General features: G+C 45.4%; 16 protein-coding genes. 6 read left to right on the top strand and 10 right to left on the bottom strand.

Annotated elements, in window-relative coordinates; all coding sequences use genetic code 11:
- Positions 1-58: 58 nt before the first annotated feature.
- Both DMN77_RS02745 and DMN77_RS02740 read right to left on the bottom strand, forming a co-directional pair.
- Positions 59-253: a hypothetical protein gene (locus DMN77_RS02745; protein ID WP_068780832.1), complete on the bottom strand. Its 195-nt coding sequence runs from the start codon at positions 251-253 to the stop codon at positions 59-61.
- 60 nt (positions 254-313) lie between these two features.
- Complete coding sequence (locus tag DMN77_RS02740; protein ID WP_179013405.1) at positions 314-1138, bottom strand: hypothetical protein; 825 nt, start codon at positions 1136-1138, stop codon at positions 314-316.
- 335 nt (positions 1139-1473) lie between these two features.
- On the opposite strand from DMN77_RS02740, the gene DMN77_RS02735 reads away from it, so the two are divergent.
- The gene (locus tag DMN77_RS02735; protein ID WP_068780830.1) at positions 1474-1713 is read left to right on the top strand and encodes a hypothetical protein; all 240 of its coding nucleotides are present in this window, start codon (positions 1474-1476) and stop codon (positions 1711-1713) included.
- 196 nt (positions 1714-1909) lie between these two features.
- On the opposite strand, the gene DMN77_RS02730 is transcribed toward DMN77_RS02735, so the two are convergent.
- The gene (locus DMN77_RS02730) at positions 1910-2275 is read right to left on the bottom strand and encodes an HAD family hydrolase (protein WP_179013403.1); all 366 of its coding nucleotides are present in this window, start codon (positions 2273-2275) and stop codon (positions 1910-1912) included.
- Between the two features lie 164 nt (positions 2276-2439).
- On the opposite strand from DMN77_RS02730, the gene DMN77_RS02725 reads away from it, so the two are divergent.
- Positions 2440-2991 (top strand): TetR/AcrR family transcriptional regulator, encoded by a 552-nt coding sequence (locus DMN77_RS02725; protein WP_068780828.1) that lies wholly within the window; start codon positions 2440-2442, stop codon positions 2989-2991.
- A gap of 106 nt (positions 2992-3097) precedes the next feature.
- Here the strand turns inward: DMN77_RS02725 and DMN77_RS02720 are convergent, their stop codons facing one another.
- A complete protein-coding gene (locus tag DMN77_RS02720) occupies positions 3098-4282 on the bottom strand; it encodes an MFS transporter (RefSeq protein ID WP_179013402.1) in 1185 nt (394 codons plus the stop codon).
- 454 nt (positions 4283-4736) lie between these two features.
- Positions 4737-5213 carry a DUF3939 domain-containing protein gene (locus DMN77_RS02715; RefSeq protein WP_068780826.1) on the bottom strand — a complete coding sequence of 159 codons (477 nt, stop codon included), beginning with the start codon at positions 5211-5213 and terminating at the stop codon, positions 4737-4739.
- A 208-nt stretch (positions 5214-5421) separates the two neighbouring features.
- Here DMN77_RS02715 and DMN77_RS02710 point away from each other — a divergent pair, with 208 nt between their 5' ends.
- Both DMN77_RS02710 and DMN77_RS02705 read left to right on the top strand, forming a co-directional pair.
- Positions 5422-6441, top strand: a complete 1020-nt coding sequence (locus DMN77_RS02710) for a YpdA family putative bacillithiol disulfide reductase (protein WP_082790085.1) — start codon at positions 5422-5424, stop codon at positions 6439-6441.
- A gap of 318 nt (positions 6442-6759) precedes the next feature.
- Positions 6760-7212: a DUF441 domain-containing protein gene (locus DMN77_RS02705; RefSeq protein WP_179013400.1), complete on the top strand. Its 453-nt coding sequence runs from the start codon at positions 6760-6762 to the stop codon at positions 7210-7212.
- Positions 7213-7249: 37 nt separating this feature from the next.
- Here DMN77_RS02705 and DMN77_RS02700 read toward each other — a convergent pair whose 3' ends face one another.
- The 4 genes from DMN77_RS02700 to DMN77_RS02685 all read right to left on the bottom strand — a co-directional run bounded on the left by DMN77_RS02700 (position 7250) and on the right by DMN77_RS02685 (position 11852).
- Complete coding sequence (locus DMN77_RS02700) at positions 7250-7921, bottom strand: HD domain-containing protein (RefSeq protein WP_179013399.1); 672 nt, start codon at positions 7919-7921, stop codon at positions 7250-7252.
- Between the two features lie 60 nt (positions 7922-7981).
- Complete coding sequence (locus DMN77_RS02695; protein ID WP_256872207.1) at positions 7982-9730, bottom strand: ABC transporter ATP-binding protein; 1749 nt, start codon at positions 9728-9730, stop codon at positions 7982-7984.
- Between the two features lie 823 nt (positions 9731-10553).
- The gene (locus DMN77_RS02690; RefSeq protein WP_179013395.1) at positions 10554-10757 is read right to left on the bottom strand and encodes a hypothetical protein; all 204 of its coding nucleotides are present in this window, start codon (positions 10755-10757) and stop codon (positions 10554-10556) included.
- 153 nt (positions 10758-10910) lie between these two features.
- Positions 10911-11852 (bottom strand): phosphotransferase family protein, encoded by a 942-nt coding sequence (locus DMN77_RS02685; RefSeq protein ID WP_179013394.1) that lies wholly within the window; start codon positions 11850-11852, stop codon positions 10911-10913.
- A gap of 189 nt (positions 11853-12041) precedes the next feature.
- Between DMN77_RS02685 and DMN77_RS02680 the strand changes: the two genes are divergently transcribed.
- Positions 12042-12560, top strand: a complete 519-nt coding sequence (locus tag DMN77_RS02680) for an ADP-heptose synthase (RefSeq protein WP_068780822.1) — start codon at positions 12042-12044, stop codon at positions 12558-12560.
- 79 nt (positions 12561-12639) lie between these two features.
- On the opposite strand, the gene DMN77_RS02675 is transcribed toward DMN77_RS02680, so the two are convergent.
- Complete coding sequence (locus tag DMN77_RS02675; protein WP_179013392.1) at positions 12640-12939, bottom strand: HesB/YadR/YfhF family protein; 300 nt, start codon at positions 12937-12939, stop codon at positions 12640-12642.
- Between the two features lie 508 nt (positions 12940-13447).
- Here DMN77_RS02675 and DMN77_RS02670 point away from each other — a divergent pair.
- The gene (locus tag DMN77_RS02670) at positions 13448-15193 is read left to right on the top strand and encodes an ABC transporter ATP-binding protein (RefSeq protein WP_179013390.1); all 1746 of its coding nucleotides are present in this window, start codon (positions 13448-13450) and stop codon (positions 15191-15193) included.
- The last annotated feature ends 3 nt before the right edge of the window (positions 15194-15196 follow it).

Here is a 15196-nt window from a genome sequence, read left to right as displayed (position 1 = left end):
ACAGCAAAAAAGCCATCACCAAGGTGACAGCCTTTTGGATTAAACCTGTGTGTAGTCTCTAGCCTGCTGTTATAAACTGAAGGACTCCAACCATTATCATGGCTCCGGTTGCAATGATAAAGCCCGTTATAAACCATTTTACATAGTGGCTTGGCCGCGTTGGTTGGCTTCGATACTGCTCAAGCTCTCTTTCCAACCGCTCCACACGCTCGCGAAGATCGCGAACATCATCATCATTGTAAAATGAACTCATTATCTACTCCCCCTATGGTAACAGGTTATTCAACAATTCCCCGTGTGATTACGAAGCACTTTATGAAGCAGGCTCGGTCAGCCAATCCTTAATCATCTCCTGAATATTTCCCATCGAAGTAGGCGTTGCAATCAGCCAGTCCTCATCATGCTTCGCGCTTGATCGAATCAACCAATTTAAATGATGATTACTCATAAATTGTACGCATTGAACTTCCCAGGCATTATTATTCCATAAATAAAAGCGAAGCGAACCCTTGGAAGTATTAGACTTGATGCATCTCGCCAAAGCAATCAAGGCTTCCTGTTCATCTGTAGTATTCGAGAGTTGTTCTATCAATTCCTCTATATCCAGCTGTCTGGCCTCAGATAATATCTCATCAAATTGACTTCTGGACAACATTAGAGCCGGAAGCTCCCCAGGGTTCTGCAGCTTCTGCTCCGTGCAGCCAAATGAATGCACAAGCTCATTATTATCTATGTCCAAATAAGTTAATCGATATTGTCCTTCAGCTTTCCTGAGACATTCGATTCTTATAATTTTATCTTCATGTATATATAGAAACTCCTCATATTCCCGGCCGTCCAATATATACTGCAATAAATAAGCTTTCTTGGCCAGAAAAATATGGCCGAGCGTAATAAGCAGCTGGGCTGAAATTCGAAGCTCTCCATCTGTTCCGGGCATAAAATATCCTCTACGCTTCAGGGATTCTTTACCTTCATACCAGATTTGCTCTGCGGATTCGGATTCGCAGCATCGAAGCACGAAAGCCTCTGTATCTCGATCCGGCAAGCCTTTCTCCCCTAATAGATTAATCATGAAATATAATTCCATAGAGCTTAGGATGAATTCGCCCGGCAGATCTGATTCTACGGTGTCCATTTTCGCACCTCCTTTGTCATTATTTTCTATTTCATTCCACCTCAAAACAGCTGCACAAGAGCGGATAAACTCAGTTGTATCAACTATTTATAAGCAATTCAGGAATTCCCATATAGCAATCTACCATGTTATCAGTAACGGTTCAACTTATTTGACGCAACTTTCTTGAAAATGTTGTGCCTAGTATTTTTTTCTAGTATTATATAAGCAAATATGTATCATTGTCTTACAAGCGTCACAAAAAATTAATTGAAAAATAATGAAATATTAATGTATTTTTAAGCATTCTAACCTACAATGTGTAATATGAAACCACTGTATAGAGGTGATCTGGTATGAGAATCTTAATAAACTTTCAAAATGTTCAAGTTCCCGTATATTTTAATGCTGAGACGAAACAACCCATTCAACGTACATTAAAATTGCTGACAAGCGCTCTCGATAACAAATTGCGAAATGGCAAGAACGCCTTGAAGAAGTGCTTGAACTCCTTGATTAGTATCGAAATTGAAGGATCCGAAGCGATTCTGCATAGCAAGAGCGAATTTGACACTGTGGCACTCTCGCTCTATTAATATCAACATTACTTTACTAGACATAGAAAGACCCGTAAGCGCAATTCGCTTACGGGTCTTTCGTTGTTAAGGCTGGATTAGATTAGCTGCGAATCAACGGGATCAGCTCATTTAATTCATGAGTCTCCTGCCACGGCTTGCCCCCTGGCAGCTGCGCATCCCAACCATGCGCACGGCGAAGCCACACGCCTGGTGCCTATGTTTGCTGCACCCCTATATCATTTCGCGGATGATCGCCTGCGATGATCGTCTCCTCCGCCAATGTTCCCAACCGCTCCAGCGCAATCCTATAAATTTGCGGGTCCGGCTTCTTCATGTCGATATCCTTCGACACAAGGATCGTGCCAAAGAAGGGTCTCAAACCAAGCAGATCTATTTTGCCATGCTGAACCTCGCTTCTGCCATTGGTGATAATACCAAGCTTGAGGCCAAGCGCTTTGCATTGTTCCAGTGTCCGGACAGCATGGTTCATAGCTCTGGCATGCGTCATATCGTGTAATTCATAGTATCTCGTTAATCCGTCCAGATCCGGCCGTTTTACCCAGGGAAGCCTCTCGATCAACTCCCGGAAGAATCCCTGCTTGTCTTACAAGCTATTCAATTACAGCTAGGACAAAACCTCATTTCTGGAGGTGATTACTTTTTCATCGTTGTTTGATTAATCAACGTATGTTTATAATGAGGGATAGACTGCGATTATATTTGGGAAAGCTTGGTGAATGAATCATGTCTAAAGTAGATAGAAGGATAGCGAAAAGCCAAAAAGCCATTAAAAGTGCGGTTACTGAATTAATGTATACAAAGTCCTTTGATGACATTACTATACAAGATATTGCTGATGCCGCAGATGTGAATCGAGGAACCATTTATCTTCATTATACGGATAAATATGATTTGTTGGATAAACTGATCGAAGAACATATTAATGAATTACATGGTATCAGTGAAACATCATGTAAAATAGATTCTGTAGATGGAACCGCAGGCTGGTTCGCTTATTTTGAACAGAATTATGTGTTTTTCTCAGTAATGTTATGCAGTAAAGGAGCTCCTTTCTTTCGAAAACGATTCCTTGCGTTTGTGATTGAAGATATAAAAAATCGTCGGGAGATTAATACTATAGAGGGGCAAAACAAAGGTTTAAATGAAGAGGCTATTTATAATTTTGTTGGAGCAGGTTATGTACAACTTGTGGAGTGGTGGTTTAATAATGAAATGCCGTATCCACCGCATATTATGGAAAAACAACTCGATGTATTAATCGATAGAAATTTATAGAGTTTACTAACCAAACGATAAAGGGTATACGTAAAATTGTTACGCATACCCTTTATCATTTTGTTTTTTGCAAGTCTTTTTAGAGTTCAAATTGAGGTTTAAATAACTAATAGCCTTCTTTTTCATGTGAACGATTAAGTTTAAAGGAAATAATTGAAATAACTATAGCAATTGCGGCTGGAATGGACCCAATCCAACTGATTGCTACAACTGAAGGTCCATCCAGAACTATTCCTCCCATACCAGCACCCGCAGCAACACCAATGTGCACAAAAGAACTATTTAGACTTAGAATAATCCCAGCAGCCTCAGGAGTTATTGTAGCTAGGCTGGTATTCTGTACGGTTCCGAATGCCCAAGATACCATTGTCCAAATCATAAGCAGCATAATCCCGATCGTTACTGCAATGGGTCCGGAAGAGATTGAGAAAAGCGCAGATAATAGTATGAATATCAAAAACTGCATTACGATGGCAATAATAATTGTACGACCATAACCAATTCGATCCCCAATGGTTCCCCCAAATTTAGTTCCAATTAAGCAGCCAATTCCTAGAGCCAAGAAAATACCACTTATTATAAGTTCGCTCAAACCCATAACTGAAGACAAATATGGAGCCATATATGTGTTCAGCATTGAATATCCCGTAAAAACAAAGAAAGTAATTCCTAACGCTAGTGCAATTTTAGGTTGTTTCAAAAATGCGAGTTGCTGACGAAGAGGGGCCGGAGCTTCAGCTCTCGTAACAGGTATATTCTTAATAATCGCTAAAATCCCCATTAGATTTAAGATACCAATCCCCAAAAAGATAAGTTTCCAGTCGTATGCTGCCGCTATTACCCGGCCAATGGGTATGCCAAGTATAAGAGACGCACTGAATCCTGCAAAGATCGTAGCAATCGCTCCGCCCTGACGGTCAGGTGGGACTAAATTTGAGGATACAGTCATTGCGGTAATAACGAATCCTCCAGCTCCTATAGCAAGTATAACCCGCGAGACGACTAATAAGCTAAATCCAGGTAGTACAACTGTCATTAAACTTCCAATCACTATAAAAACAAGAGAAAGTATTAGCAGCCGACGACGCTCCATTTTTGCAGCGATCATCATAAAAACCGGAGTTCCAAATGCAAATCCAATTGAAAAAATAGTTATGAGTTGTCCTGCCGCGGCTACGGAAACATGAGTTGAATCAGCAACTTGATCCAGTATGCCAGCAATAACATATTCCGCTGTTCCCGCTAAAAACCCTAAAAAAGCTAACATGTAGATTTTTAATTTATTCCCCATATTTTTAATGACTCCTTTGATGTATTTAGTTGTTGAAGTGACGTTTTCTATATAGAACCGCCTTATTTGATAAGACTGGATGATCAGTGGTTTTGCAAACTGGTTTATCTAATAATTCATTTTAGCTTTCATATATATTTTAAAATACAAGTGCACTTTTATAGATTCACATCCAATAAACAACAACTGTTTATTATTATACGAAGTGAAAAAATTCTTGCAATAGTCAAATAATGAAGATTTGTACGTTATTGAACAATCTTTTTAAATGTGTTGACTATGCTAAGTTTTATCTGTGCAATCTATAATAAATGCCGGAATGTCCTATCCCTATTCTGCTTCATCTTTGGCCCCCAGTTAACCTCGGCATTGCTTATTTAGGTAAATGTACAATAAAAGAAGCGGAAGCCCGACACGCAGGCTTCCGCTTCTTTTTCAAGTTTATTCAATTGTATTACATGATCTCTTTGCGCCTGTGGGTTAGCAGCATTTCCTGGTCTGTAATATAGAGCGGAAAAGGCGGTAATTCCTTCAAATAATGCTGATCTCTCAGCAGGCGGACATCGACCTGATTATATTGCGAATTGCCCAGCACAGGAATTTTACCCCGTTCCTCTATATAATCATCTACAGCCACCTGAACGATGTCCAGATAATATGGAATTTCCCGATCTGCTTCTTCGAATATTTCGTAGGTCTCCCTTGATAGATAGAACTTCTGATCGCTCATTCCGCCCAAATATCTTGACAAACGCGATAATTCAAGGCTGCCATCCGGCAGCAGCAATGATTTCCGCGAAATACCCTTAGGCATATCAGCTTCGAATTGTAACACGGCCTTCTTGACCTGCTCCAGCGTCACATGGATCGCAGGCTTAGGTTCGGCAAGGGGGGGCTTGCGGCTATTTTTTCTTTTCCAAAATAGAGGCATAATTCTTTCCTCCCTTTACGCTTTATAATAGGAATGCGAATAAACAGAAAGCGTTTACACTTCTAGTGTATCCTTAATTTTATATTTTGAGCGCATTATATGGTAATTGTCACTTTATTGTCAATATTTTTCTTGAAAATGTATTCATTTTTGCACATCTGGATATTAGAGAACTTTTGCTGTAGGATGGATATGGTTTATTCTTTTAATGAATCGCCTATATTTTTATCGTTCTAGGAGGTATCTCATGCAGGATGTTATCATTATCGGAGCTGGCCCATGCGGACTTTCCGCTGCGATCGAATGTCAGCGCCGCGGATTACATACGCTGGTTCTGGAGAAGCATTGCCTTGTCCATTCGATTTTTTCTTATCCCACACATATGCAGTTCTTCAGTACAGCAGAGCTGCTGGAGATCGGCGATATGCCTTTTTCGACCCCGAATGAGAAGCCATTCCGGCATGAAGCCCTGGCTTACTATCGCAAAGTCAGCGAGCAGTATGAAGTCCCTATAGCTTCTTATGAGGAAGCAACCAAGATCGAGCGGCTGCCGGATGGTACTTTTAAAGTGCATTCGATTACCCGCAGCGGTGAGGTCTGGGAATATGAGACACGTTATGTCATTATCGCTACCGGATATTTCGATCATCCTAATATGCTTGGCATTCCTGGGGAAGATACAGATAAAGTATCCCATTATTTTCAGGAAGCCCATCCGTATACGGGGATGAAGGTGGCTATTATCGGAGGCAGCAACTCTGCCGTAGATGCAGCTATGGAGTTGTCCCGTGTCGGAGCAGAGATCACGATGGTTTACCGCGGGGATGAGTTGTCCTCATCCATTAAGCCTTGGGTGAAGCCGCTGTTTGAGAGTCTCGTTAACAAAGAGCGAATCCATCTGATGTTGTCCTCTCGCGTCATCGAGATTAAGGCTGCGGAGATTGTTGTGGAACTGAGCGATCATAGCCATGTCCATCTTCCTAATGATTTTGTGCTTGCCCTCACAGGCTTCCGTCCTGACCGCAAGCTGCTTCATGAGGCCGGCGTAGAGTTAACCGATGAGATGGAAAAACCAAAGTTTAATACGGAGACGATGGAGTCCAATGTCCCGGGGATCTATGTCGCAGGGGTTATTGCTTCAGGACGAAATGCCAATGAGGTATTTATCGAAACTGGACGCGGGCATGGGCGGATTATCGCCGAACATATCATGTCCTCCCTTGGGTGAGAATAACCTCATTCGCTTTGAGTCACGAAGTACCTCATGTAGCTATTCGACTTTGAATCTTGAATTCAGCCGGGATTAAGGACTAAGCAGATGGTAAGGATGTCATGTTTTCTCCGGAAACATCTGTTCCAGGTGCTCACGTACCAACTTCAAGTACATGCTTCCGAAGTCATCTTTACAAAAACGTGGAGCCCCGCTCCTTTCGTCCCCGGTGTCATCCAAGCGGAAGCGTTTTGGAAAATGCACATTGGAAGCCATATGGTTCGGTGTTGAAAAATCGGACTTTATGATCATGCATTTTATTAAGGAGAGCTTGCTATGAATCAGATTGATATGACTTCATTGCTACTGCTATTGATGGCAGCACTCGGAATTTTCAGCAACAATATGCCGATTACCGTCGCAATGATTGTTCTTCTTTTACTTCGGGTGTTGCATATCCAGTTCATGTTCCCTTGGCTGGAGAAATACGGACTTACGATCGGGATTATCGTATTGACGATCGGTGTAATGACTCCGGTCGCCAGCGGTAAACTTTCGCTGCAGACGCTCTTGTCCTCCTTCTTCAACTGGAAGTCGATCCTTGCCATCGGCGTTGGAATGCTTGTGGCCTGGTTAGGCGGGCGCGGTGCCGCCCTGATGGGAAATCAGCCGACGATCGTCGCCGGACTCCTGATTGTCACCGTCCTCGGCGTCGCCTTCTTCCGTGGCGTCCCCGTCGGCCCCCTCATTGCGGCGGGCATTCTATCGCTTCTGATCGGCAAAATGTAAATTTATAGCCTCTGCACTGGTGTGCTAGAGGCTTGTTCTATTCCTCTTCCCCTGACCATTCCCGATAGAAACGCTCTACATATTGCTCCATATAGGAATGTCTCTCTGCCGCGATTTGTTTCGCAGATTCGGTATTAATCAGGTTATTCAATTTAAGCAGCTTCTCATGAAAATGGTTGATCCCTGTGCTTTTCTCTTGCCTATACTGCTCCGCAGTCATCTCGCTTCGCGGCGAAATTTGCGGATCATGAATCGGATTCCCCTTCACCCCTGCATACAGGAAGGCTCTGGCAATAGCAATCGCTCCAATAGCATCGATCCGGTCGGCGTCCTGTACAACTTGCCCTTCCAAAGTACGCATCGGCGGGTTCTTGCCGGCATTGTAGGATAGGTTCGATATAATCTCTATAATATGCTCCTGATCAGCACCCTTAAAGTCATGCTCTGAGAGCCAAGCGCTGACCTTATCTTGTCCGGCCTGCTTCGAGACATTAAGCTTCTCGTCCGCCACATCATGGAGTAATGCTGCAACCGTGCAAATAAATTCATCGGCATTCTCAGCTCGGGCCAGACGCTTGGTCATTTGAACTACCCGCTGGATATGCCACCAATCATGTCCGGTCTGGTCATGCTCTAATTCCGCACGGGCAAACTGCTCGGCCTCCCGAATCAATTGTTCCTGAAGAGCGGACAACTCTTTATTTTCCATTATTCAAGCCCCTCTCACTGTGAAGAATCGCTTTGCTGGGAATATCCGCTATAAGTTTAACTAAACATTCAAATTTTGTATGCTGTACAGTTGTGAGTAGACGCCATCTTTGTGCATTAACTCTTCATGGGTTCCCCGTTCAGCGACTGTACCGTTCTTCATCACGATAATCTGATCCGCATGGGTAATCGTCGACAATCGATGGGCTACGATCAGGGTGGTTCTACTCTTGGACAATTGCTGCAACGCTTGCTGAATCAAGTGCTCGGACTCGAGGTCGAGCGCCGAGGTGGCTTCATCCAGAATAAGTATCGACGGGTCTTTCAAGAACACGCGGGCGATGGCAATCCGCTGCTTCTGGCCGCCCGACAGCTTCACCCCTCGTTCCCCGACTTCTGTATCATAGCCCTGAGTCAGGTTTATAATGAAATCATGGGCGTTCGCCGCCTTCGCCGCCGAAATGACAGCTTCCTCATCGGCCTCCGGGTTTCCAAGCATAATATTATCTCGGACTGTGCCGCTAAACAGAAAATTATCCTGCAGCACCATGCCAACCTTGCTTCGCAGGCTCTCCATCGTCCAATGGCGAACATCTTTGCCGCCAACGATTACCGATCCCTTCTGGATATCATAGAACCTTGGAATCAAGCCAACCAATGAAGATTTACCGCCGCCGCTCATCCCGACGAAAGCAACCGTTTGTCCCGGATTCACCTGCAGTGAAATATTTTTCAGTATCCAGCCGCCATGCTCTTGATATTTGAACCATACATTTCGAAAAGCGACAGCATGGCTGCCCGCCGGCAATTGCTCAGCATGCTGATCATCGGTCATATCATAAGGCTCGTCCAGCAATTCCAGCACACGCTCCCAGGATGCCGAAGCCTGAGTTAGAATCGTCGAGGAGTTGATCAGCCGCTTCAGAGGCGCATACAGACGATCCAGATAGCCGAAGAAAGCGACAAAGGTTCCTAGCGTCAAATGCCCCTGGATGACCTGATATCCCCCATAACCAATAACGAGCAGCGGAGCGATATCCGTCAACGTATTAATCACGGCGAAGGTCCAGGCATTCCAACGGCTATGGGCCATCGCCTTGTTCAGATATTTGCCGTTAATCGCTTCGAATTGCTTACGATCATGCTTCTCCAATGCAAAGCTGCGAATGACCGATATCCCTTGAATCCGCTCATGAAGATACGCCTGAATTCCGGCCAGAGCGGCTGAACGGTCTTTGGTCAATTTTTTGAGGCGTTTATAGAGAACTTTAACGGCGATCGCATAAAGAGGAAAAATGGAGATGGAAACCAGGGTCAACAGGGGATTCAAATAGAACATAAAGCCAAGCACAAACACCAGGGTGAACGTATCCAGCCAGACATTCATCATCCCGATCTCAACGATATTTTTCGTCTGCTCTGCGTCGTTAATGAAGCGGGAGATAATCTCTCCCACCTTTGTATTCTGATAGTATTTAAGTGATAAACGCTGCAAATGGCCGTACAGCTTATTGCGCAGGTCAAACAGTATTTTGGCCGTGATGAATTGCGCGAAATATTGCCGGGCATATTCCACCGGGCCGCGAACAATGACGAATAGCACGAAGGTAATCGCCAGTACAATCATCAGCTGCGACACTTTATGCTCGATATCCATGGCCCCGTTCATCAAAATATCGTCTACTACGTATTTTTGCACCAAGGGCAGCAATGATGGAATTCCAAATTTCAGTATCCCAATGATCAACGTCAAAATAATCCACTTCGTATACGGCTTTACAAACTTAAAATAGGCCTTCCAATACTTCAAATCATGCACATCCCTCATGTCGTTCTTTCTAGTATTAAATCTACTACTCTATCAAACTTTTTACCATACATACCGGCTCTCTGATTTAGAGCCAAATAAATCTGCCCCTAATTCCAACGGAACTGGGGACTGTTATTAGGGCGCAAAAGCCGCTCTCTGTGCACTCTAACGAAACTGGAGATCGCTATTGGGGCGCAAAAACGGTTCTGAATATTCTAACGAAACTGGGGATCGCTATTAGGGCAAATTTGGGGATAAAAGCTACTATTTCCTGCAAATAACGTTACAACGTTTCGTTAAATCTAAAAAGTGGTTAATTATGGGCAAATAACGTTCAGTAGTTTCGTTAGAAGTTTTGGAAGTCCCGGCTGGCCCTTCCGTCTTAACTTCTTTATAGCTTCGTATTGCTTCACATACACTAACAGACTTTTCACCATACGATTGGCCCTCTGAATTATTGCTAGATAGAACTGCCCCAAATTCGAACCAAACTGAGTACCGCTAGGGGACGTCAAAAGAGTTCTGTGCATTCTAACGAAACAAGGTACCGCTATCGGGACGCCAAATGGTTTTGAACATTTTAACGAAACTGGGGATCGCTATTGGGGCGCAAAAACGGTTCTGAATATTCTAACGAAACTGGGGATCGCTATTAGGGCAAATTTGGGGATAAACGCTACTATTTCCTGCAAATAACGTTACAACGTTTCGTTAAATCTAAAAAGTGGTTAATTATGGGCAAATAACGTTCGGTAGTTTCGTTAGAAGTTTTGGAAGCTCCGCGGCTGGCCTTTTTTCCCGTCACAGCTTCATAACTGCGCGCTTAATACTCCACATACTCTATTCCCAGCTTGGCTTTGCCCTTATCGGGCACGTCCTGGACGCCTTTACTGAGGTTTCGCGGCGGCCAGGAGGTATGGGTGATCAACTCTTGCAAGGGCTTGCCTCCGTTGTTGGCCCAATACTCCTTATTGCTCCACATACTCATTCCCGCCACAACAACTTCGCTCTTGTCGCTTCCACCCATTCAGTTCCCATCACAGCTTCGCCCTTATTGCTTCACGCACTCTTTTCCCACCACAACTTCGCCCTTGTCACTTTCACCCATTCAGTTCCCATCACATTTCGCCCTTATTGCTTCACGCACTCTTCTCCCAACCTACCTTCGCCCTTATCACATTCACGCTAGCTTGGCGGCCAGGCTCTCCGCATATTCATCAATCCGCTCTTTGATGATTTGTGTACTTAAACCGGTGAAGCCAAGGTCAATCCAGCCCTGATACACCTCGGGCGGCCCGCACAGGAAGTCGGTCAGACTGAGCATATCCCAATAGACATCTGCGACCTCCTCCGTACTGCTCGGACTGTTCAAATACGCTTCGAGAAAAGCGTCCGCGATCTCGACCCCGTGCAGCTGCACAAGATTCACACGGCAATGCCCCGTATCGATGCCCGCCGGGCCATAGCAAGAATTGACCCAATCTACAATTCCGCTTACTTTTCCGTTCTTCCACAGGATATTGGTCGGATGATAATCACGATGGATGAAGCGCGGTGTGTATACAGGGGCATCCCCTTGAACCCGCTTTATGATTTTCCCCCAGGCTTCTGGAGAACGGGTCCATTCCGGAATCTGGAGCGCATGGATATTATTGTACGTGAAATAGTTCCATCTCATCGGAATTGTATCCGCTTGATGCAGTCCAGCCAAAGCCCTCGCCAGTCCCTCTATCCAGCCTGGCAGCTCTCGAGGCTGCAGAATCACCTCACCCTCCAGCCGTGTCATCAATACGGAAGGAAGGCCGCAGCACTGACCTGTGAAATCACCGGCAATCCACTGCGGTGAAGGAACAGCTGCTTCATAAGCCCGAATCAAGGCCTGGGCTTCATGCTCGGCAAGATCCGGCTCGTGATCCAGCCATTCGCGATCCGTGAATTGTCGAAGCACGTATTCGAACTTCTCCCCTTGCCTCATCCCTTGTATCCCGTACACCGCCGAGGAAATGCCCCCCTTCAAGGCGTTGACCTGCTCGATCACGGAACCTGCTCCCGCCTGTTCCTGCAGCCATTGCATGGTGGCCCCTGACAACGAAAAAGCGGAGTTACTACTTGTAGAACTCATTACATCCTCCCCTTTGTTTCCGAGTTTTTTATGTGAAGACTGTATTTGCCCAGATAATAGTGATATACTCCTAATTATTATCAAATTATTGTCTTCGCGCCCCGCTGATAGAAGTGATGCAGAGAAGCAGGCCTATGAACAAGCCCTTTGCTGCTTATGGAGACAAGTTGCCGCATTAGGAGGAGAATCATGTCACGTAGATTTGTCATTGAAGCCGTGATGGTGGCGATTTACGGTGAATTGTTAATACCGTCTGCACCTGTGGAGTATATCGTTCCTTACAGTACCGTCATGGAACTGTATGAATTCCAGAACAGCCAGGAACCATTAATGCATGATCCTGCTGATGATCTCCATGTCAAACATAAAATCAATGAGCTTATCACTTATCTCGAAGAACCGCTCAATCGCAAAAAAATCGAACGCGCTCTAAGTATTCCCTGGTCCAAAAGTCCGTCCATTCTATTCGGCGACAATATTGTATGGACCATCGTCAACGCGGTCGATAACGAACGATTCGGCGACTTTCTCGATCCGATAGAGACTGAGATTATTCTTACCGCCGAACGGGAACAGGCCCCGATTCTATCTGACCAGCTTGAGCTCATTCGCCGCATTATTGAAGCGGAGATTCCTGTACAAGTGTTCGATATTGGAGATTTTGATTTTGCCATGGAGGACAATATATTCTATAACAAGCTTCGGTAAGCATGACGATAAGCACGATCTAACAAGGCCCGCCTAGAGCGGGCCTTGTATGTATATCCGTATTCCCCATCAGCGAGCGTTATTTGGAGTCAGCTGCCTCATATTCGTACTCAATATCGCCGGCGTCCGCATTATAAGTTACATTGAAATGATACCCTTCCAAATACCATAAATCACGCTCTTCCATGTAAAACTTGATCCCCCCGGCTTCAGTCTGCAATCCGGGAACCGTTAGATCATTAACTTCAATCCCAAGCGAAAATCCGGGATGCACCCCTCCGCCAGAACTATAACGAGGAAAAAATCGAATAGCTTGTCCTTCTTGCAAGTCCAGTTCTTGTTTAAACCACTCAGCAGCTTCATTTGTAATATTTAGCATAGCTTTTTTCCCTCCTATCAAGTTTATTGTAGATGAATCTGTCTACAAAGCCAAATGAAGATTTGATAAACCACTTCTCCAGCTCAAGGCGCCAAAAAATTTAAATTGACATCTTTGTAAAACCAGTGATAAAATCGTCAGAGTAATCGATTGAAATTATTACCAAACCAGAAAGGGTGAATCTCGGTGACTATCTTTAATGCTAATCCTGTATTGTTCCATACGGGGCAACATCAACTGAATACCGAAGCAGCCCTGCAGGTTCGAATAGATTAACTGGACCCCATTGTCTCATGATCAATGGATATAATCGAATTCGGTCATACCACATGCTGCTTCATCTATGAGCAGCGTTAGCGGTATATGCGGAGATCCTTAAGGCATATCGTCTACTGACGGTATGCCTTTTTGTTTGGTTTCCTCAACTGCAGATGCTAAATCATGCAAACTAAAAAGGCTGCCTTAATCACGAACTATGAGATTTTGAACGTAAGGAGGAAACCTGAACATGTTTTCTGTACTAAAAAATTTAGGATGGTTCTTCGGGCGGGAAAAAAAGCGCTACCTGATTGGAGTAACCTTCCTGATTCTCGTCGGCATTGTGGAGCTTGCTCCACCGCGCCTGCTTGGGAACGCCATTGATGAGATCGTCACCGGCTCTATTACCTGGGGCTCGCTAACCAAGTATATCTTGCTTATCCTCGGCGTATTGGCATTTATCTATATGGTTACCTATGTGTGGATGCACAAATTGTTTGGCGGCTCCAATCTGGTCGAACGGCTGCTGCGTACCCGCTTCATGAATCATTTGCTGCGGATGACGCCTCCGTTCTTTGAGCGCAGCCGTACGGGCGATCTGATGGCTCGGGCAACGAACGACCTGCGTGCCGTATCAACGACCGTTGGCTTTGGGATGCTGACCTTGACGGACTCCACGGCTTATCTAACCGTCATATTTGTCGCTATGGGAACGCTGATTAGCTGGAAGCTGACCCTAGCCGCCATCATCCCGCTGCCGTTCATTGCATTAGCGATGAAAATATACGGCAAGATCATTCACGAACGCTACACGCTGGCCCAGGACGCCTTCGGCGATATGAACGACCAGGTGTTGGAGTCGGTTGCCGGCATCCGCGCCATTCGCGCCTATGTTCAGGAACGTAATGACGAGAAAAGATTCGAAGATATTACAAATGATGTCTATAAGAAAAATCTGGCGGTTGCCAAGGTCGATGCTTATTTTGAACCGACGATCCGTTTGTTCGTTGGGCTGAGCTATGCGATCGGTCTTACCTACGGGATCTACCTTGTATTCCAAAATGAGCTGACCCTGGGCGATCTTGTCTCCTTTAATATGTACCTTGGGATGATGATCTGGCCGATGTTCGCGATTGGCGAACTAATCAACGTCATGCAACGCGGCGGAGCTTCGCTCGATCGGGTGAATGAGACATTGAATGTCAAGCCTGATGTACAGGACAGCGATAATCCGGTGCATGTAGGGTCGCCTGACAGTATACAAATTAAAAATGTGACCTTCCGGTACCCTACCTCTACGGTAAATAATCTTGAGCAGGTTGACCTGACGATCCGCCGCGGCGAGACGCTTGGTATCGTCGGTAGAACGGGCAGCGGCAAGTCGACCTTGCTAAAGCAGATACTGCATGAATATCCTCTTGGGGATGGGGATATCCGAATTTCCGGTGAACCGCTGCAGAATATCACCCTGGATCAGCTGCACGGCTGGATCGGTTATGTTCCTCAAGAACAGATTCTGTTCTCCAAGACAGTGCGGCAGAACATCCAGTTTGGCTTGCCGAATGCGCCGGATGAGCAAATTATGGAGGCCATACGCACCGCCGCCTTTGACCAGGATCTGGGAACCTTGTCCGATGGACTGGACACCCTTGTTGGCGAGAAGGGCGTGGCCCTCTCCGGCGGACAGAAACAACGCGTATCCCTGGCCAGAGCATTTATTGCCGAACCGGACATCCTGATCCTGGATGATGCCTTATCCGCAGTAGATGCCCGAACCGAAGCACGCATTATCGATAACATACGAAGCAAACGCTCCGGCAAGACAACACTGATCTCCACCCACCGCCTATCGGCTATTGAGCATGCGGATTGGATCGTTGTACTGGAGAAAGGACGAATCGTAGAGCAAGGCACCCATGAGACTCTGCTGCGAGAAGGCGGCTGGTACCTTGAGCAATACGAACGTCAACAGGTGGAATCAAGCTTGGACGACTAAGGA

This window comes from Paenibacillus sp. 79R4, assembly GCF_013393165.1.
Taxonomy (GTDB): domain Bacteria; phylum Bacillota; class Bacilli; order Paenibacillales; family Paenibacillaceae; genus Fontibacillus.
The sequence above is the reverse complement of the archived record's forward strand: the minus strand, read 5'-3'. Positions and strand labels throughout refer to the sequence as shown.